The following is a 19,795-nucleotide window of genomic DNA, read 5'->3' on the forward strand; positions in this document are numbered from 1 at the left end:
TTAAAACCTAAATTTAGTAGACACAATAAACTGTCGTGGTCTGAGTTCAAAACGGGACTGAATTAATTGGTAATCTGTTGTGATTTGTTGCACATAGTCATTATTGTTGAGCAAGTTTTGTGCGATCAGTTCCACATCAATCTTGCGCTTACCCATCGTAACTCGGTAAGTCGCATCGATAAAATATTGATCTGGCTGGCCGCTAATATTATTATGATAGTAAGAGTTGCTTAAGATGATAGTCTGCAATTCTGTTGGGTATATCAGAACCGTGAGATAATGATTATTGTAGAAAATACTGTTGCTTCTGCCTGCGGCAAATGTATTAACCGTCTGCCCTATCGAAGTTTTGTATTCACCACCAATCAAAGAAGAGGCATTATTCATGATCTCCAGATCAGCAGCATAATGAAACGTTTTTTGCCTCGCCATCACATTGTTCAATAAATAGTCTGAACCAGACCAATTAGTTCGTCCATTGATTTTTACAACCGTTTTGGCCGAGGAAAAAAAATGCGACAAGCCGCCTGATAAGCGGTGTTGTTGATTTTGACTTTCACGGTTTGCGATACTCGTGCGCAATCGCCCCAGCGAATCTACCTGTGTTTCATATATATAATCGCGTACCGCAGCATCAAATCCGTACTGTAGATGAGCAAAGTTGGCCTTTAATGTATTCTTATAATTGTATCCTACACTAGTACTCACGTTTTTCGTACCGAGCAGCCGCGCATCATAACGTTGGATATTGCGGTATTCGCCGATGATAAATCCGTTGTAGAAATTATCCAATCCACCAAATTGATTGCCACCAGCGGCACTCGCGCTAAATTGATGCTTGGCATTGGCAATATACGTGGCCGAAGCCCGTGGATTGAAAGTATTGCGCAGCGCATTGTCTAGCGTTCGTACACCTTGTTGGTCGACATGGAAATAATAGGCGCTATAGGGCGTCGCTAAATTCAACTTCCAACGTGCGGTCTCAAAGCCAAATCCCAAATCTATCCCCAATCTAATTTGCGAGTTGCGCATATCATTGAAAAAATCATGACCCAATAATCGATTTTCATCGTGTTCGCCCAACTCAATATCAGTCTGCAAATGATTGCGATTGTAGTCCAGAGAGAGTATAGGCGAAACGCGCCACTTTTTCCATTTCCGCGTAAAACTCACATTGTTTTTCCAATCCAAGCCCTCAAATTGCACCAATTGCTGCACGCGATCAAAAGGGTTGCCATCGTTCAACAAATCTTCAAATTGCCCCGGCATCACTTGCAAACTTTGGGGCGTGGTGCGCCATTCTAAACTGGAATTAATATTAAATAGCTGCTTGCCGATAAAACGCCCTAGCACCAGCGAATTCTTGAAAACTTCGTCTGTAAATCTACCTTGTTGGCGTATCGGCATTTCCTCATTGAGTAAAACCATCCCCAAATCGCTATTCCAACGTTTATGATATTTTAAGACATTGCGGAAGAAAATATTCTTTTCATTTTTCTCGATGGTCGCACCCAGATCCAAATTATTGATCCGATAGCGGTTGTCCACCGCTTCATTATTTAGAATGGTTTCGTCCGCGGTAAAAACCTGCGTTGCCGTAAAACCGCTCCTTCTTTTGGTATCATCGTAATACGAGATATTACCTTTCACTTCGAGGTCATTGGGTAACTTTTGCAGCACATTGGTGCTAAATAAAAAGATCTTATTATCCAGCCATTTGCGCTCTTCAAAACCTGGACTAGGCACATCGCGCAAACGAATGTAACTTGGGCCATCCGAGATGTTGACATCTTTGTTGGTGAAGTAAACTCCTGTCCCACCCGTGTAAAATGCGCGCAGATCCTTCGCCACATCTACGCCCACATTGTTGGATTGAAAGGAATTGAGCATTTGAAACTTTTGCCCGAAGGTCATCGGCGTCACATTCACATCCCAGAGCGCTGGACTAGCCCCAATACCGATCTTTCCAGAACCAGTAGATGTAAATCGTTTCAACTCTAGATTAAGCGAAGCTTGATCGGAAAACACCACAGAATCCAGTAATTTGATCGGCTGATCGTTTTCCACTATCTGTACATTTCTCACTGCTTCAGCGGGCAAATTTTTATTAATCATGGCATACCGACCTTCCATCAGGTCCAGATTATTCACCATGTATTTTTGAATAGGCTTACCTTGATACAGAATTTTATCGCCCTCCATCTCTATACCAGGTAGTTTGCGAATAATATCTGCAATCACCCGGTCTTGCGACGAGGTAAATGCATCTACATTGTAATTAATGGTGTCTTTTCGTTTGAATATCGGTAAGTTGGCAGCTTTGACTTCTTGAATTTCTTTGGCTTGTAGCGAAAGTGTATAGGTGTACTGTCCCGTTTTGTTGGCCACTACCACTGAGTATTTAGCATAACTCAGGTGATTAAACTCCAAACGAATACTATCGGCGTCCGTGATCTTGCTTTCCAGTTGAAAAGTACCATCGGCACCTGATCGGGTGAAACCAACCAAAGCCGCACCGGCCACTCTTTTGTAGCCGACAGAAACATTTGAAACAGGATTGCCATCGGCATCGATTAGCTTTCCAGAGACCAAGATTTGGGAATGGACAGTACTGATCGATAAGCCAAACAGGAAACACAATATACCGACTTTTATAGCGCAAAAGAAGCTCAAAAACGATTGGAAGAAGTCGTCTAACGTAAGCATCATTAGGAGTGCAACAGAATAATATCACGCATGCTCAAAGAGTACAGACGATTGGTTCTCGGAGATAAAGATTAGTTAATTGCATCAGCAGACAACCATGCTATGGATGGTATACTACCGACAACCTAATATATACATATTATTTTAAAATCAAAGGGAAAATTTACCGCAATTAGTCTTCTTTCTTATAAATTTAGGGTTCGAGTTCGATCTGATTACTATTCTTCGCGAGGTATTTCTGGTAATTGTTTGTCATATTCAATTTCGACTGCGCATCTTTAAACTTGATCCGACCTTTGCTCTCATGCAGCAGCATCCGATTTTGCTCCATCGTACGTTTCTCTTTAAAGAAACCAGCTTTATGCATCTGAACAACCTTTCGGGCAGGATATTGATTGAAAACCAGCTTCTTTTCGATATTTAAATCCATGTCAATGACTTCAAAATTCCAAGATTTGTCGGCAGATGAAAGCGAAATAATGAGCCCAGGTAGTCCTCCAAATTTATATGGACCATCGAAAATGGGTATATCTGTACAAAACCAAGCTTCCCACTTCCGGCCAGCGTACTGCACTGTTGCTAATTGGCAATGCAGATTATGCAAGGTCTTTTCGTCGTTTGTGATATTCCAATCCCACCTATTCGGTTCATCGCAACGCACCAAGTCGGGTCCAAAATCGGCTTCATACTCATAAAATGCAATCGCATCAATCGACTTTATAATAGCAAATCTAAACTTCGACCTATAAGTGGATGCACTTGCGTAATCGCCGAAAGTATCCCCCCCTTTATATTGATCCTGACGGATGGAGTCCAGTATATTTTTGTTTGTGGATTCAAAAAGAGAAATGGAATCGTTGATAAGCAATTCGAAGGTTTCCTGCGCCGTCTGCTGCACGTTGGCTGTATCCGGTTTGTACGTGAGCTGGTACGTAATACGTTTATCAAATTGTAAAGTTTGCCCATGTACGAGCAAGCAACTCAAAAAAACATGAAAGTAAAACAAAGAAAAAGCTGCTGCATATCGATTCATTTTTTAAAGTAAATAAAATACTTTGCATAAAGAAATTTAATTCAGATCAAGTACTATCTTTACGAACTAACTACTGATAACGCTTTTGAAAACCAATCATACCATTTATCACCAATTATCAATGATTTTAGATTTTTCTATGATCTCTTTTATCAAGGAATTGAAATGGTTCTCCAATCCATTTAGAGCTTCTTGTGAAAGTATCTTACCATTTTTGTCAAAAACAGCATATTTTGAGTTTTTGTCTTTCACTAGAGAAAGGTAAGACCAACCAGTCGCCCAGCCCGATTTATAACCACCTTCGTACCACCGCCTGCATTCGAATGACGGACGATTGAAACGTATTTTATGATCTTTGAATTGAATGGATAAGGTATAAGAGATGTCGTATTTATAGGTTGTCTTACCGATTTGTATTGGAGATACTTTGACCTGATCTAAGATGGCTTGCTGTTCATATCCTTTAATGGTAATGCTTTCACCCTCGATCAAACTCAATACCTCCTTTGGATCTTTGTACATCGAATTAAGCGCTCGAAGAACATTTTTATACAAGACCTCTTGCTTTATATCTGGAAAATCAACTACTGCATATTCCAAATTGTCGGCAGCGACAAATCCTGCCGGCGTTAAGCTAAAATATTGGCCATATCCTACCTCAGCAAATAGCAATAATGCAATGAGTTGTACAAGTGTTTTCATATATGTTATTAGTTGTATGTATTTACGTAGTATTTCGCTTGATGTATCATCACTTTCACGCCACAGAAAGGGAAGGTATGCGACTTCAAATCTAGCGTGAAAAGCACAACGTATATATCCCTGAAAACCAGTATTTGTATCATTACACGTAGCTCTTTATAAAATATTCTTTAATTTTACGATATGAATTGCGCGTGCTTTTAGGTCCGCATATTAATGTTTACCGAAGTGAAACCCTTTATTAATCCCATAGTATTATTACTATTTGTAGTACTATGTTCCTTTTCATCCACTGCTGTGCTGGATGCTGATTTAGATCAAAAAACCGAGTATTTGCAAGAGCTTCACCGGAAGCTCAGGGTGATATATTATACCCAAGATTTTGTAGGTACGCTAAAATTCGAAAAGGAAGTAGAATCACTGAGAACCTCGATAGTAACTCCCAATCTGTTGCTTACCGATATAGAAATGCTGTTTGCAAAGAGCCTATATAATCTCAGTAACTATGAGCGATCATTGCCCCTTGCCCTTGCAAATCTCAGTAACTACGAAGAGCTTCGGAATGTTAAAGGTATTGCAGATGCACGTAATCTTATTGGATTGATCTATCTAGCGCAACATCATTATGATGCGGCTTTTGAAGAATTTAAAAAATCGGCAGCACAACATAAGGCGCTTGGAAACGAGCAACGTCTTTCTGCCAATTACCATAATATGGGTCTGGCTTCTACATCATTAGGCAGGCCGCAGTATGCGAAATCTTTTTTTATAAAAGCAAAATCACTCGCTGATAAATCTGGATATACGACAGTTAGTGCCATGGCAGACAATCGGCTCGCCGAAATGTACGAAAATGAGGATGAATTGGATACAGCTATGGTGCTGTATAACCAAGTCCTACAAAACAAATCTGCGAAGAGCGAATGGGAAAACAGCTTTGCACACACAGGAGTTGCCCGTTGCTATTACAAATTAAAACAATACGATAAAGCCAAAAGGCACGCTGTGGAGGGCTATAATCTCGCTGTTAAACTAAAGACAAAATGGGATATTGTAAGAGCAGCAAAAGTGGTCGCCGAGGTCAATGCGGCTTTAGGCACATTTGAAGAGGCCTTTATATATCATCAAATTTATGATTTGTATAAGGATAGCATGCTCTCTGAAGACAAACGCATTAGTTTAGATTCTATGCAAATCGCCTATCAGCGATCTGCCAATATGAAGCTAACAAAGGAAAATAGTATTATGGATCAACAACTGCGTATCGGACAAATACTATTGTTATTCCTTCTTTCGTTCGTGGTTTTTGTACTAGTGATATGGTACACGACTCGCAGACATGCTAATACGACTTCTGGGCTCAATAGTGAACTGAAAATGCATAGCCAATTGATTACAGAACGGAATGCGTTGATCGAAAGTCAAAATGAAAAGTTGCGAGATACGATTGTGACCAAGGATTTTTTAATAGCGGTATTGAGCCACGATTTTCGTAGTCCGATGTCGGCAATCTTGAATGTAATCCAATATTTAGAAGACACAACGTTGACTGCAGCAGACAGGAAACATTGGTTTGAAATCCTACGGAAGCAGACACTTTCCACGATGAAAGTGATGGATAACTTGTTACTCTGGTGTGAAACGCAAAAACATATAATCCGCACCGATCCAGTCGCAGTAAATGTATCCGAGCTAGTTTCAAACACTTTGGAAATGCTGGAGCAAACATTGCAGGATAAGCAGCTAAATATTATTCATTATGTAGATAATGTAGCTATCGGATATGCCGACAGAAATCACCTGCAGATTATCCTTTCCAATCTCATCTCTAATGCATCGAAATTTACGGAGAAAGGCGGAACCATTCAGATTAGTTATGAGGATGCTGAAAAGGATCTAAAAATTCATATTCGTGATAACGGCATTGGCATGAGCGCGATGAAACTACAGCAAATTCAGTCTGAGGACCATACACTAAAATTAACCGAGGGCACAGACCAAGAACGCGGGTTTGGCATCGGTATGCAAATTATAACACATTTCTTGAAAGCTAACAATGCTCAGCTACTGATTGAAAGTACAGAAGGTCATGGCAGCCATTTCACGGTCATCATTGCTCGATCATTTGCCCACCAAGATATACTATTGCAAACGACATGATTTTAGTAATCAACTTCTTACCCATCAAGAAAACTCAATATTATAAGTGACTTAAACCTGTCAAACGTGCATACATCTCCGCAATGGCGAACTGATCTAGCAGCCATTTTTTGCTGCTGTTAGTTGATTTTCCTGTCCATTCTTTGCTAAACAAACCATCGCTATTGCGCATAGCAGTCCAAGCGTGATCCATGTTTGCATTAAACGCACTGATATACTGCTTATCCTGATCTTGATGATACAACTCCACATAACCGCGCAACATAACAGCAATAAACCAGTTATCACTTCGCTTCAATTGTGGGTAAGAAGCCTTATTATCTTTTGTGAAAAACTGAGTTAAACCACCTTTGGCAGATGCTTGCGCATCTGCTAAGTACTCTTTTTTGTCGGTGATTTTATATAACAATGCTCCCGCTTGAATCATTTGCCCTGTATTGTAAGGATACTTGGCTTCTTGCACTTTGCCGGCAAGATTGATATTATCCCAATACACGTTGTCTTTCGGATCTTGCAGATTATCCTTCGTCCATGCGTATAGCTGAATCGCCTGATCTAAATAAGCTTGGGATTGGGTGGCTTCGTACAATTTGAGTAGATACACGACTGCCGGCGCGTTTGAACAGGTGTTTTTAGATTCTTTTTTCTGTTCGCACCAATAGATTCCGCCGCCTAGTTTATCATCCATACCGCTTGCTACAAACCGCCAAATCTCTTGAGCCTTATCTAAATATTTTTGTTCTTTGGTCTGCAAGTACAAATCCGTAAAATCGATACCCAACCAGACATTATCATCATAAAAACGATCTGATGGTGCAGCACTGTTGATGTAGGATGCATATCCTGCTGGCTGACGCGTGTCATAATAGTTTTCTAATCCGGAGAGTACGACCTGATCGATATGGCTTTTCACATCTTTAGTGTCACGATGCTCTAGAAGTGCCACGTAAGCGGATAAACTTCCTGAAAAAGGCCACAAATATGAATATGGATTGGTTTTGTTTTGATTTTCACCACCAGCAAGGTAGCTCGCGCTGTAGGTATCATCAAATGGATAATTTTCTCGAAGTAAATGCTTCCCATCAGGCACGGCGTACAAACTCTCTATTTTGGATAGAGTTTGACTTGCCTTCTCGTAATAGCCGTTTGCAGTTGATGTCTGTGCAAATAAGCTAGTAGTCATGCATAGTGCTATGCCCGCTCCTATTAGGTTTTTCATATTTTTACTCCTCATTATTATAGTTTATAGTATGGTAATTTATTCGGTATTCGGGACGCTAGATATAGCTTGACTTAATCTTTCATATTGCTATATCGTTTTACTAAATGAGTCACCAATATTTGATATCAAAACGCCAATCATTACGGTTTATTTTATGGCAAAATGGAGGAATGATTGATCACTGGAAAACATCCTAATCTAAAAGCAGCGCATTGGTCAACAAGTAATCATCATTACGCTAGAGAAAAATAGTAAAAAAGATGTGGCTAAAATCCTATGTAACTACATCTTTACCGTGGAAATTTATATTGTAATTTGGTTGGTAGCATCTAGATAGCCGAACACTTCACTTTTTCCAGCCATCGATTTCTGTCTTCTAGATTGAAATCTTGCAGCGAAACAACGATTATTTAATGACGTAATTTCCGAGATAAAGAAACATTTTAGCGGTTATGACAAGTCCCGCAATTTATTTAATGATTTGAAAGATAATTATGGCATAGCATGTAGCGATGCAGCTTGGTTATGTTAACAATATCCTGGAGATATTGATGATTGAGAAAAATATCTGCGATGTCAGCGTATACAAATGTCCATATTTCGATAGAAGAGTTCAATGATTTGTGAAAATTATTAGACTACTTTCGCGAATCATTCCCCTAGAGAATTTCAAAAATAACTCATTTAAAATCAAATGGCCGTTTTTCGCGGAGAGGGCGGGATTGGTTCAGCCCCGCATGCCCCGAACTCAACCTTGAACCTGCTACGAATCGAACCCTGCGGGTCCTCATCCCGAACTCCTTAAAAACACAAAACCCATCTTTGCAGATGGGTTTTTGTTGTTTTTCGCGGAGAGGGCGGGATTCGAACCCGCGGTACCGTTTCCAGTACGACAGTTTAGCAAACTGTTCCTTTCGGCCACTCAGGCACCTCTCCGTTATTGACAGTGCAAACATAACGCAAAAATTTCATTCTGCAAAGCAATTTTTCACTTGCTGATGCAATGGTTTGACAGTCAAAAAGTTCTTTTAATCTTCCACAGATTTCTTCTTCAACAAATCGTAATCTATACGCACATGATGAATACTTTTTAGCATGGATTTGAAGATAGCGGCCACCTGTGAGATCTCTTTCATGGTGATATTCGCGTTCATAAATTGCTTTTGCATCAACTTATGATCCACAATTTTGTCGACCAGATTATTGATGGATTGCTCCGTATATTCTTTCATCGCGCGTGATGCAGCTTCGACCGAATCGGCTATCATCAACACTGCAGATTCCTTCGAAAATGGAATGGGTCCTGGATAACGAAACAGCTCTTCGTCGACCAATTTATCCGGATTATTTTTCACCGACAGGTTATAGAAATAATCCACTTTCGTTGTACCGTGGTGGGTACGAATGAAATCGACGACCACCTCTGGCAATTGATTTTTACGCGCAATCTCCACTCCTTTCAATACGTGCGAGATAATGATTTGCGCGCTTTGCTCTGGCGTCAATTCTTCGTGCGGATTATTTCCTGTTTTTTGATTTTCAATAAAATAGAGTGGATTCGACATCTTACCGATATCATGATACAGCGCACCAGCACGAATCAACAGTGGGTTCCCTCCTATTCGATATACCGCAGCTTCCGCCAGATTGGCTACTTGCAGTGAGTGCTGGAATGTTCCTGGCGCTCTGATCGATAATTCGCGAAGCAGTTTTGAGTTACTATTCGTCAATTCCATCAAGGTCAAATCCGAGACGATGCCAAACAGCTTTTCAAATGCATAGATCAATGGGTACGCCAACAAGGTAAGACCGACACTGATGACAAATGGCAAAATATCATTCCAATAAATGCTGTCAAACGTACCATTCCGCGTCAGCACCAAACCCGTATAGGAGATGATATACGAAGCCAGAATCAACAAACTCGATAGCAAAAATTGCTCTCTCTTCACCATCGTACGGATACTATAAATCGCCACAATACCCGTCACCAATTGTAGGAATACGAAATCGAAACTATTCGGCACAAACAAAGCCGCCATCAATACCATCAGGAGATGAATATTAAGCGCTACGCGCGTATCAAACAGAATTCGAAAGATAATAGGTACAATACAATACGGGATGTAGTACAAGCTCGGGATTTTAATATTGATCGCCCAACTCAGCACCCCCAACATGGTAATGATGACCGCAAAGATGATCATCAACAACCGGTTATTGTTGTAAATATCTAGCCGGAAGAAGTACAAAAACATCATGAGCAAAACCATAATGAGCAATACCATCAAGAAATTGCCAAACAGCACCAGTCCCTGCTTACCGCCCATCTGCGATTCATTCTCATAAACGCGGCGCAAGGATTCGAGCTTTTGGAGGATCTCATTATTGATCACCTTGCCTTGCTCCACAATCAATTCATCGCGTTGTACAATACCGCGTGTGGTGGAGATATTAGACAGCGCCGTTTGCTCGGCTTTTTCCGTCTGCCCTTCGTTGAACACCAAATTCACCGCCACATAGTTCTTCAACAAATCAGCGAGCCACTTTTTCTGCAGCACAAAACGATTGCGATCTACGGTACGCTCTATGTACGTATAAGCACTTTCTATGGTAAAGCTATTCGCGGTATTACGTTGCTGTGCCACATTCTCCTGCACCAATATAAAATTGTACTCCGCCTCCGAACCTGTCGCCGAAGTGCTGCCTTTTAATTGATACCGACTATTAAGTGAGATCACGCCACGATCATACACATAGTCTAGTATGGCTACTCCGACACCACGATAGCGCTCAATATCTTGCGAAGGCAAAGTATCCAATTGCGCCGCTTGCCATTTTTCACCTAAATCGATATTGAATTGATCGAGCTGCTCCTTGCTCACCACATCGCTCACATTATAGATCGGATGCACCGTCTTCAGAATCTGCTGTCGGTCACGATCCAATTCCTCTTGCGTTTTGAGGATAGCAAAATCATGTGGCGAAACGAGGTTTTCATGATTCCAAGGTTTTCCCTTTTGGTAATCATAGCGAAATCGAGGTTGCTTGGGCATAAATAAGCACACCAAAAATATGGTGACCACGACCATGATGTATTTCAATATGGGCGAATTATACTGGAGCTTCTCTTTATTATAGTTGATTTTTAGTTTTGCCACGTGATGATTCGTTCTAGTGCATGGTAGCCTATGGTTTTCCAAAATATCCCATAAGGTCTTCATACAAAAGTAGGAAAAGAATCGTGGTCTTTCATTTTATTGTCGTAGATTAGCCAAGTACTTTAGGGGTGTCTGCATAGTTTGTAGGCTGAGATTTTACCCTTTGAACCTGATCTGGATCATACCAGCGTAGGGAAAAGTGAATCGTCATCTTCAGTGCTTTCGCACAATAGCTGTCATTCCCTAAAGTGTATGTATGTACATAAATTTTTTAGGATATGACACTCAACATCAATCAACAAACACGCTTTTTTGAAGATCCACCGCAAGATGTGGCCGCTTTAGTCGCGCTCGAAATGCAAGGCAAAACGAAAGGCATTGCGGTAGCGATCAATCAACAAGTGATCCCCAAAGATCGCTGGGCCGACACGCCATTACATGAGCAAGATCACATCCTCATCATCTCCGCCACGCAAGGAGGTTAAATTTCCCATCTATTTTCCAGAAAAAACCAACGCTATGATAAAGCACACGATTTCCAATTCCCCTTTTCCAAAATCTCAGAAGGTTTATATTAAAGGTTCCCTATTCCCGATCGAGGTGGCCATGCGCGAGATCACGCTCAGCCCGACCAAGATGAGCAATGGCCGGATAGAGCAAAATCCGCCCGTCACCATCTACGACACATCCGGACCGTATACGGATGAGCAAGCCAACATCGATATTCGTAAAGGACTTCCGCGCTTGCGCGAATCCTGGATTGTGAACAGGAATGATGTGGATATGCTCGACGAGATAAGTTCGGATTATGGTAAAACGAGATTAACCGATACAAAGCTCGATGACCTTCGATTTGAATATAGTCACCGACCGCTCGCCGCAAAACCGGGTCATAATGTATCACAGTTATATTATGCGAAGCAAGGCATTATCACGCCCGAAATGGAGTACGTGGCAATTCGCGAAAATCAACGCATTGAACAATTACAGAGCTCGACCAACCGTATGGATCACCAACATGCTGGTAATAGTTTTGGCGCCAACACACCGCAGCAACGGATTACGCCAGAATTTGTACGCAACGAAATTGCCTGCGGACGAGCCATCATCCCCAACAATATCAATCATCCAGAAAGTGAGCCCATGATTATTGGACGGAATTTTCTGGTAAAGATCAATGCCAATATTGGTAATAGCGCCGTCACATCAAGTATTGAAGAAGAGGTAGAAAAAGCCGTATGGGCATGCCGATGGGGTGCTGATACGATTATGGATCTATCGACTGGAAAGAACATACATGAAACGCGCGAATGGATTATTCGCAATTCGCCAGTGCCCATTGGTACCGTACCGATTTACCAAGCCTTGGAGAAGGTAAATGGCGTAGCGGAAGATTTGACCTGGGAAATATTTCGGGATACGTTGATCGAGCAAGCTGAGCAAGGCGTATCCTACTTTACGATCCACGCCGGAGTTCTCCTACGATACATCCATCTTACAGCGCAACGCGTAACGGGAATTGTGTCTAGAGGTGGCTCCATCATGGCCAAGTGGTGCTTGTTTCATCATCAGGAAAACTTCTTGTACACGCACTTTGAAGATATCTGCGAAATCATGCAGCGCTATGATGTCGCTTTTTCGTTAGGTGATGGATTGCGCCCCGGCGCGATTGCTGATGCGAATGATGCCGCGCAGTTTGCCGAACTGGAAACCTTGGGCGAATTGACTAAAGTTGCGTGGAAGCACGATGTGCAAGTGATGATCGAAGGGCCGGGACACGTGCCGATGCACTTGATCAAAGAAAACATGGAAAAGCAATTGGCGGAATGCGACGAAGCACCATTTTACACGCTTGGGCCGCTCACCACGGACATTGCGCCCGGTTATGATCACATCACTTCGGCCATTGGCGCAGCGATGATTGGTTGGTACGGTTGCGCCATGCTTTGCTATGTAACACCCAAAGAACATTTGGGCTTGCCTAATAAAAAGGATGTCAAAGATGGTGTGATTACCTACAAGCTTGCTGCGCATGCGGCGGATTTGGCCAAAGGCCATCCCGGAGCGCAATACCGAGATAATGCCTTGAGTAAAGCGCGTTTCGAATTCCGCTGGGAAGATCAGTTCAACCTTTCGCTGGATCCCGATACGGCTCGTGAATTTCACGACGAAACCTTACCGGCTGATGGTGCGAAGGTCGCGCATTTCTGTTCGATGTGTGGACCGAAATTCTGCTCTATGAAAATCACCCAAGAGATTAGAGATAGCGCCGAACAAGGAATGTTTGACAAATCACAGGAATTCATAGAACAGGGAAAACAGTTGTACTTATGATAATGGTACTCACACCAGAATATGCTGCTGATCAGGAATTAAAAACAGTTGTCCAATTGTTGGATGCTGGGCTTGATCGGTTGCATATCCGTAAATATGAGTATACGGCAAAGGAAACTGCAGATTACATAAGTAGCATACCAGCGCATCATCATCCAAAATTGGTCTTGCATGCGTACCATGAACTCGTCCAAGAATTCGACATTAAACGCATCCATTTCAGCGAAAGAGATCGCCACAAATTACAACAAATGCCTTCGCTGCAAGGTGTAAAATTTTCGACTTCGGTACATGATATGGCTACATTCAACCAACTAGAAGAATTTTGGGATTATGCTTTTTTGAGCCCGTTCTTCCCGAGCATATCGAAGCCTGGTTATGGCGCTACCTCGACGATACAGCATCAATTGGCAGCAAGAACCAATCAAGCGGTCAAACTCATCGCTTTAGGCGGTATCGACGCAACCAATATTACACAAACGCTATCGGCAAAAGTAGAAGGCTTGGCTTTGCTCGGTGCTATCTGGGAAAGCACAAATCCGATTATAGCATTTCAGGATTGTCGCACCGTTATAGAAAAAAAACAAACAACATAATGCCATGTTAAATCCTTCAACATACCCCAAAATACAATACATCTCGCAAGGAGATACCTTAGCAGCACAAATGCAACATATTCGGCTGGCACTTGATGCTGGTGCCGATTGGATTCAGATCCGCTGGAAGCAACCCAAAGATGTTGCATTTTGCAATTTTTGCACTGCCGTAAAGAATCAATGCGCCTCTTACCAAGCGCTTTGTCTGCTCAACGATCACGTGGATACCGCGCGTGCTACTGATCTAGATGGTGTGCATCTCGGACTCACCGATATGCCCGTCGCCGATGCACGTGCGCTGCTTGGCGCGGATAAAATAATTGGCGGAACGGCAAACACCGTCGCCGATATACTGCAAAGAACGGAGGAGCGTTGTGACTACATTGGATTAGGACCATGGCGATTTACCAGCACCAAACAAAAGCTCAGTCCTATTTTGGGAATGGAAGGTTTTGCCCAGATCATGGATTATTTGCAGCAGCTTGACAAAGCTATCCCTCCTATTTACGCGATTGGTGGCATTTGCTTAGAAGACATTCCGACTTTACAAGGTCTGGGTATACACGGCGTAGCCGTTTCTACACTCATCACCGAACATCCTCAACACATCACATCCATTAAATCCATATTACAATGAACGATTTAAAGATTGCAGATAGACATTTCAATTCCCGTTTATTTTTAGGAACGGGCAAATTTGGCGATTTACAACGCATGCGCGAAGCCATGATGGCCGCCTCAACCGAATTGGTTACAATGGCGCTAAAGAGGGTGGATCATGCATCCGAATCCGATCAACTCCTCCATGCACTTAATATTCCGCAGCTTCATCTTTTGCCCAATACATCGGGCGCCAGAAATGCGAAAGAGGCGGTGTTGGCCGCGATGCTGGCTCGAGAAGCTTTAGAAACAAATTGGATAAAACTAGAAATACATCCCGATCCGCGCTACCTCCTGCCCGATCCAATCGAAACCTTGGCCGCCACAGAAGAATTGGCCAAAGCCGGATTTGTGGTAATGCCATACATTCATGCTGATCCGGTTTTATGCAAGCGCTTGGAAGAAGCCGGCACTGCGGTGGTCATGCCTTTAGGCGCGCCGATTGGTACAAATAAAGGATTACGCACGATTGATTTTCTGGAAATCATCATCGAGCAAAGTCAAGTTCCGGTCGTCGTAGATGCCGGAATCGGCAGTCCGTCAGATGCCGCCAAAGCAATGGAAATCGGCGCTGATGCCGTTCTAGTCAACACAGCTATTGCGGCAGCAAAAGACCCGGTACGCATGGCCGAAGCATTTAAAGAAGCGGTGATCGCTGGGCGCAAAGCATACGAAGCGGGTTTGGGTGCACAAAGTACGCGTAGCATCGCTTCCAGTCCGCTCACCTCTTTTCTCACAGATTAAAACGCGTTTATGTCCACATTCAAAGAAACATTCGCTTCCCACGATTGGAATAGCATCCAAGAAAAGATCTACGCCAGCACGACAGAAGATGTAAAACGGGTTTTGCAAAAAGATCGTCATCAACTAGAAGATTTTCTGGTGCTATTATCGCCTGCGGCGGAAGCCGCATTGGAGCAGATGGCACATTTAGCACAATCCATCACACAGCGTCGTTTTGGCAAGACAATACAATTGTACGCGCCGCTTTATCTGAGCAACGAATGCCAGAATATCTGTACGTATTGCGGTTTTAGTATGGACAATAAGCTCAAGCGCAAGACGCTGTCGGATGCCGAACTGATGCTGGAAGCCATGGCGCTCAAAGCGATGGGACTGCAACATGTGCTGTTAGTAAGTGGCGAAGCCAATAAAATAGTGGGTGTAGAATATTTCCAAAACGCTATTCGCTTGTTGAAACCACATTTTTCGCAAATATCCATTGAGGTGCAACCTCTGGAACAGGACGAGTATGAATTGATGCAGCAGGCCGGAGTGCACACGGTGCTCGTGTATCAGGAAACGTACCATCAAGACGTGTACAAAGCGTATCATCCAAAAGGAAAGAAATCGAACTTCGAATACCGATTGGACACGCCCGACCGCATTGGCAAAGCCGGCATACATAAAATTGGCTTGGGCGTTTTATTGGGTTTGGAAGATTGGCGCACAGATAGTTTTTTCAATGCTTCGCACATCAATTATCTACAAAAACAATATTGGCGCACGAAATACAGTGTGTCGTTTCCACGGCTTCGCCCTGCCGAAGGCATCATCGAGCCTAATTTTGTGATGGAAGATCGGCATCTGCTGCAATTGATCTGTGCTTATCGTATTTGGAATCCCGATCTAGAAATATCGATTTCTACGCGTGAAAGTGAGCATTTTCGGAATCATATCATTCCGCTCGGTGTGACAACGATGAGCGCAGCATCTAAAACAAATCCTGGCGGTTACGCGGTAGATCCGCAATCGCTAGAGCAATTTGAGATTAGTGATGAGCGTAGCATGGAAACGATTATTGATCTGATCAGAAGCTCGGGATACGATCCCATTATGAAAGATTGGGATGGCGCATACAGCGGACTTCATAACGTATAAATCATGGACGAAAAATCAACGGCGTTCTCTCGATACAGCCGCCAGATATTTATAGAAGAAATCGGCGTATCAGGTCAGCGCAAAATCATGCAAAACAAAATCTTAGTGATTGGTGCTGGCGGATTAGGTTCTCCGGTCATTCAATACCTTGCCGCGGCTGGAATTGGCACCGTGGGCATCGTGGATTTTGATTTGCTGGAAGAGCATAATCTCAACCGCCAAATCATACACCGCATGGCCGATGTAGGCTTCCAAAAAGTAGCTAGCGCGGCGCGCTTTGTGCAAGCGCTCAATCCATTGATCCGCGTCGAAACACATGATTTTAAACTAGATTCGGACAATGCTACGCGCTTAATAGCCGAATATGATGTGATCGTAGACGGATCGGATAATTTTACCACGCGCTATCTGGTGAATGATGTGTGTGTAGCACTACAAAAACCTTTGGTGTATGGCAGTATATTTGGTTTTGAAGGTCAGCTAGCCGTATTCAATCATGCGGGCAGTAAGAATCTGCGCGATTTGTTTCCTGAACCACCTAAGGCGGATGATATTCCAGATTGCGACAGCAATGGCGTATTGGGCGCACTGCCCGGTATGATCGGCAGTATGATGGCGATGCAAGCGCTCAAGATCGTTCTAGAGTTACCGGTAGATAGCAATCAATTAACGATTGTGGATACGCTACGTTGGAATTTTTCCAAGATCAACTTTTAAACGCATCACCATAGAAAGAGAAAAGCCTGCTGAACATACGTCCAACAGGCTTTTCTTACGATTAAAGGTGCTTGCTTAAATAAACGAAGCCCAGTCTGATTTTTCTTGGTATTCTACGATCGGAGCAGCATCGTTGAAGTCGGCGAAGTCCGACAAGAACGCTTTCACGTCCATTTCCACATGTTTAGCAGCTTGTTCGAATAGATCTGTACGGAATCCTTTAGAAACCATATGATCTACATACTGCAAACATACCAAACGGGCGATCGCTTTACCTAGCACCACCAATTGTCGTTGCACCAAGTTGGTTGCTGATAAGGAGATATCAAAGTGCTTTTTGAATCTGTCCATCACACGTGTGGTTTGCTCGAAGGTAGACAAGAATGTGCCAACATGCGTTTCTTTGGCTTTCTTCATCTGCTTCACCACGATTTCCGCGATCTGCGTGTACAACATTTCATTCGATCCTTCAAAAATCTGGAACGGACGGCTATCCACAATACCGCGACCAGCGATATGATTCAATTTATAGCCACTTGAACCCGATAATTGAACAGCGATCTGAGCAGATTCTTGCATCAAGTCAGATACTAAAGCTTTCATCGAGTTAGCTTGCAAGCCTTCTGTGGCTAGATCAAATTCGACACCACTCACATTAGAGCTCCAAGCACACATACCAGAGCATAACGTGTATGCCGATTGAATGCGAGACAATTGGTATTGTACTGAATCAACGTGAAATAACGATTGTGCGCCCACTTTGCGTTGTAAACAATGCGCTAGGGAATCATCCAACATCCGTTGAATAAAGCCCATGCCCATGCCTGGAAATTGCATGCGACTACGGTGCAAGATATCTAGCATCATTTTGATACCAGTGCTATATTGCTGTAGCTTGTGCGTATGTGGAACAGTTAGATCAATTTTATTCAAACCATAAGGGATCATATACAGACCCAAATTGTTGAAATATTCCTCTACCGGAATGTGCTGCTCCGCTTTACTATTATCAGTCACGAAAAACTCTACATCACGAGCAAGATCACCAGCTTGGTTTTTCTTACGAGCGGCTACGATCCAAAAATCGGCCATACCTGTCAGACCTTGCCAATGCTTTTGTCCTTCAAGTTTGAAACCAGCTTCCGACTCCACATAGCTTGTACGCATATTCAAGGCGTCACTACCGAAATCAGGCTCTGTAATCATCAATCCGCCCATGGCACGCTCTTTTAGAAAGCGATCAAATATGCCTTGCTGAATATCGGCATGGCCATATTTTGCCAATGGCTCTAAAAATAAAGCGATATTAATACCAAACGTCAATGAAAGAGACAACGACTCATAAGATGCTGCAGAGAGAATGCCAAGACACTCACGAACGTTGGCACCACGGCCACCGAATTGATCTGGAATAGCTACCGAAAGTGGGTTTTGTTCCATAATTCCGCGCCACACCTCATCCGGCAAACCTCTTTCAAGGCTAAGATCATTAATATTGTGTTCGCTATGAAAAATCTCGTGGAGACGTTTCTGGAATCTCTCTATAAATACCCCGTATTGTTCTTTCATCCTTTTCTTTACGTACTTTAAGTATCAGCGTTAGTCTCGTTTTATAATCTGACGGTTCAAACTCCTATTATTTAGAATGCACAAATATAATCGTTTGTGTACGATAAAGAGAATGACAAAGATCATTCGAAAAAATAATTACCGTTTTATTTTGTTATTTTCCTACCTATTAAGATTTTCTAACTAATCAGGTTGTTTTTAACAGCTATTTTAATAAGTGCAGCCGAGTTTTTCACCCCCATTTTGTCGATCAGGTTCTGGCGGTGTCCTTCTACGGTACGCTTACTGATGAATAGTTTATCGGCGATCTCCATGTTTGTATAGCCTTCGCCAATCAATTGCAAAATTTCACTTTCACGCTCACTGATTTCTACATGAATCCTTTCCTCAGCTTGACTTTCTTCGATCTGCGTGGCCGATCGGATCTTATCCAGCAAATTCATGGTTAATTCCGCACAGATATAGGTATCGCCTCTAGACACCTGTTGAATTGCAAATAACAATTCTTCGTAGGCAGAGTTTTTAACCAAATATGCATCTACGCCCAAATCAAATGCCTCAATGACATAGGGTATATCTGCCAACATAGATAGAATGATGATTTTGACGGAAGGATGTTCTTTTTTCAGACGGCGAATCAGTTCCATACCACCAATTCCTTCCATCGTCAGATCTGTAATAACCAGATTTGCTTCTCCACCGTTATCAACCAGACGTATTACTTCTTCGCCACTGTTGGCCTCACCCACCACTGCTAATCCCTCTTGAGAATCCAAAAGTAGCTTTATACCATTTCTAACGACGAGGTGATCTTCGGCAAGAATTATTTTAATCATAAGATGTTTTTCTAAAGTCTGTGTTTTATGCTTGCTATCATGTCATCTTATAAAGACGCGATTCCAGATGACTGCTTAAGTTTAAACAGTAAGATGAATTTTTTGTTTGTAGCTGAACATCTACAGAATATTTTCTTCCAAGCGTATCAGATCAAGAATATTGGAAGTTAGACCTGATTGTTTTTTCAACCAATCACACCTTTACAATTATAAATCAA

Annotated in this window: 15 protein-coding genes, 1 tRNA gene and 1 riboswitch; of the genes, 8 read left to right on the plus strand and 8 right to left on the minus strand. The window is 42.5% G+C overall.

Annotated features, from left to right (window positions below):
- From AC3IRT_RS12100 to AC3IRT_RS12110, 3 genes are all read right to left on the minus strand, one after another.
- Positions 1 to 2,709 carry a TonB-dependent receptor gene (locus tag AC3IRT_RS12100; protein ID WP_489393476.1) on the minus strand — a complete coding sequence of 903 codons (2,709 nt, stop codon included), beginning with the start codon at positions 2,707 to 2,709 and terminating at the stop codon, positions 1 to 3.
- Positions 2,710 to 2,899: 190 nt separating this feature from the next.
- Positions 2,900 to 3,739, minus strand: a complete 840-nt coding sequence (locus tag AC3IRT_RS12105; protein ID WP_489393477.1) for a GLPGLI family protein — start codon at positions 3,737 to 3,739, stop codon at positions 2,900 to 2,902.
- Positions 3,740 to 3,847: 108 nt separating this feature from the next.
- Positions 3,848 to 4,441 carry a DUF4468 domain-containing protein gene (locus AC3IRT_RS12110; RefSeq protein ID WP_489393478.1) on the minus strand — a complete coding sequence of 198 codons (594 nt, stop codon included), beginning with the start codon at positions 4,439 to 4,441 and terminating at the stop codon, positions 3,848 to 3,850.
- Positions 4,442 to 4,669: 228 nt separating this feature from the next.
- Between AC3IRT_RS12110 and AC3IRT_RS12115 the strand changes: the two genes are divergently transcribed.
- Entirely contained in the window at positions 4,670 to 6,601 is a 1,932-nt protein-coding gene (locus tag AC3IRT_RS12115) for a tetratricopeptide repeat-containing sensor histidine kinase (protein ID WP_489393479.1), read from the plus strand.
- Positions 6,602 to 6,641: 40 nt separating this feature from the next.
- Here AC3IRT_RS12115 and AC3IRT_RS12120 read toward each other — a convergent pair whose 3' ends face one another.
- The 3 genes from AC3IRT_RS12120 to AC3IRT_RS12130 form a co-directional block, all read right to left on the minus strand.
- Positions 6,642 to 7,820 (minus strand): glycoside hydrolase family 76 protein, encoded by a 1,179-nt coding sequence (locus tag AC3IRT_RS12120; RefSeq protein WP_489393480.1) that lies wholly within the window; start codon positions 7,818 to 7,820, stop codon positions 6,642 to 6,644.
- Between the two features lie 852 nt (positions 7,821 to 8,672).
- Positions 8,673 to 8,759, minus strand: a tRNA-Ser gene (locus AC3IRT_RS12125).
- A 92-nt stretch (positions 8,760 to 8,851) separates the two neighbouring features.
- Positions 8,852 to 10,984 (minus strand): HD family phosphohydrolase, encoded by a 2,133-nt coding sequence (locus AC3IRT_RS12130; protein ID WP_489393481.1) that lies wholly within the window; start codon positions 10,982 to 10,984, stop codon positions 8,852 to 8,854.
- Positions 10,985 to 11,098: 114 nt separating this feature from the next.
- Positions 11,099 to 11,197, plus strand: a riboswitch (TPP riboswitch).
- Between the two features lie 65 nt (positions 11,198 to 11,262).
- On the opposite strand from AC3IRT_RS12130, the gene thiS reads away from it, so the two are divergent.
- The 7 genes from thiS to AC3IRT_RS12165 are packed head-to-tail and all read left to right on the plus strand — an operon-like array spanning position 11,263 to position 17,172.
- Positions 11,263 to 11,469 carry a sulfur carrier protein ThiS gene (thiS, locus tag AC3IRT_RS12135; RefSeq protein WP_489393482.1) on the plus strand — a complete coding sequence of 69 codons (207 nt, stop codon included), beginning with the start codon at positions 11,263 to 11,265 and terminating at the stop codon, positions 11,467 to 11,469.
- Positions 11,470 to 11,503: 34 nt separating this feature from the next.
- Positions 11,504 to 13,318, plus strand: coding sequence for a phosphomethylpyrimidine synthase ThiC (gene thiC / locus AC3IRT_RS12140; protein WP_489393483.1), 1,815 nt, complete (start codon positions 11,504 to 11,506; stop codon positions 13,316 to 13,318).
- Positions 13,315 to 13,914, plus strand: coding sequence for a thiamine phosphate synthase (locus AC3IRT_RS12145; RefSeq protein WP_489393484.1), 600 nt, complete (start codon positions 13,315 to 13,317; stop codon positions 13,912 to 13,914). The genes thiC and AC3IRT_RS12145 overlap by 4 nt, the downstream gene beginning before the upstream one ends.
- Before the next feature lie 4 nt (positions 13,915 to 13,918).
- Complete coding sequence (locus AC3IRT_RS12150) at positions 13,919 to 14,551, plus strand: thiamine phosphate synthase (RefSeq protein ID WP_489393485.1); 633 nt, start codon at positions 13,919 to 13,921, stop codon at positions 14,549 to 14,551.
- Positions 14,548 to 15,318, plus strand: coding sequence for a thiazole synthase (locus AC3IRT_RS12155; protein WP_489393486.1), 771 nt, complete (start codon positions 14,548 to 14,550; stop codon positions 15,316 to 15,318). The genes AC3IRT_RS12150 and AC3IRT_RS12155 overlap by 4 nt, the downstream gene beginning before the upstream one ends.
- Before the next feature lie 9 nt (positions 15,319 to 15,327).
- Positions 15,328 to 16,455, plus strand: coding sequence for a 2-iminoacetate synthase ThiH (gene thiH, locus AC3IRT_RS12160; protein ID WP_489393487.1), 1,128 nt, complete (start codon positions 15,328 to 15,330; stop codon positions 16,453 to 16,455).
- A 3-nt stretch (positions 16,456 to 16,458) separates the two neighbouring features.
- Positions 16,459 to 17,172 carry a HesA/MoeB/ThiF family protein gene (locus AC3IRT_RS12165; protein WP_489393488.1) on the plus strand — a complete coding sequence of 238 codons (714 nt, stop codon included), beginning with the start codon at positions 16,459 to 16,461 and terminating at the stop codon, positions 17,170 to 17,172.
- A gap of 75 nt (positions 17,173 to 17,247) precedes the next feature.
- Here AC3IRT_RS12165 and AC3IRT_RS12170 read toward each other — a convergent pair whose 3' ends face one another.
- Both AC3IRT_RS12170 and AC3IRT_RS12175 read right to left on the minus strand, forming a co-directional pair.
- Positions 17,248 to 18,741: an acyl-CoA dehydrogenase family protein gene (locus AC3IRT_RS12170; RefSeq protein ID WP_489393489.1), complete on the minus strand. Its 1,494-nt coding sequence runs from the start codon at positions 18,739 to 18,741 to the stop codon at positions 17,248 to 17,250.
- Positions 18,742 to 18,920: 179 nt separating this feature from the next.
- Entirely contained in the window at positions 18,921 to 19,577 is a 657-nt protein-coding gene (locus tag AC3IRT_RS12175; protein ID WP_489393490.1) for a response regulator, read from the minus strand.
- Between the last annotated feature and the right edge of the window lie 218 nt (positions 19,578 to 19,795).

This window comes from Sphingobacterium sp. KH_072, from assembly GCF_057837975.1.

What these genes read in the sequence shown, in the direction of transcription:
- AC3IRT_RS12100 (WP_489393476.1), bottom strand. Translation starts at nt 2,709, where the DNA reads ATGATGCTTACGTTAGACGACTTCTTCCAATCGTTTTTGAGCTTCTTT.
- AC3IRT_RS12105 (WP_489393477.1), bottom strand. Translation starts at nt 3,739, where the DNA reads ATGAATCGATATGCAGCAGCTTTTTCTTTGTTTTACTTTCATGTTTTT.
- AC3IRT_RS12110 (WP_489393478.1), bottom strand. Translation starts at nt 4,441, where the DNA reads ATGAAAACACTTGTACAACTCATTGCATTATTGCTATTTGCTGAGGTA.
- AC3IRT_RS12120 (WP_489393480.1), bottom strand. Translation starts at nt 7,820, where the DNA reads ATGAAAAACCTAATAGGAGCGGGCATAGCACTATGCATGACTACTAGC.
- thiS (WP_489393482.1), top strand. Translation starts at nt 11,263, where the DNA reads ATGACACTCAACATCAATCAACAAACACGCTTTTTTGAAGATCCACCG.
- thiC (WP_489393483.1), top strand. Translation starts at nt 11,504, where the DNA reads ATGATAAAGCACACGATTTCCAATTCCCCTTTTCCAAAATCTCAGAAG.
- AC3IRT_RS12145 (WP_489393484.1), top strand. Translation starts at nt 13,315, where the DNA reads ATGATAATGGTACTCACACCAGAATATGCTGCTGATCAGGAATTAAAA.
- AC3IRT_RS12150 (WP_489393485.1), top strand. Translation starts at nt 13,919, where the DNA reads ATGTTAAATCCTTCAACATACCCCAAAATACAATACATCTCGCAAGGA.
- AC3IRT_RS12155 (WP_489393486.1), top strand. Translation starts at nt 14,548, where the DNA reads ATGAACGATTTAAAGATTGCAGATAGACATTTCAATTCCCGTTTATTT.
- thiH (WP_489393487.1), top strand. Translation starts at nt 15,328, where the DNA reads ATGTCCACATTCAAAGAAACATTCGCTTCCCACGATTGGAATAGCATC.
- AC3IRT_RS12165 (WP_489393488.1), top strand. Translation starts at nt 16,459, where the DNA reads ATGGACGAAAAATCAACGGCGTTCTCTCGATACAGCCGCCAGATATTT.
- AC3IRT_RS12170 (WP_489393489.1), bottom strand. Translation starts at nt 18,741, where the DNA reads ATGAAAGAACAATACGGGGTATTTATAGAGAGATTCCAGAAACGTCTC.
- AC3IRT_RS12175 (WP_489393490.1), bottom strand. Translation starts at nt 19,577, where the DNA reads ATGATTAAAATAATTCTTGCCGAAGATCACCTCGTCGTTAGAAATGGT.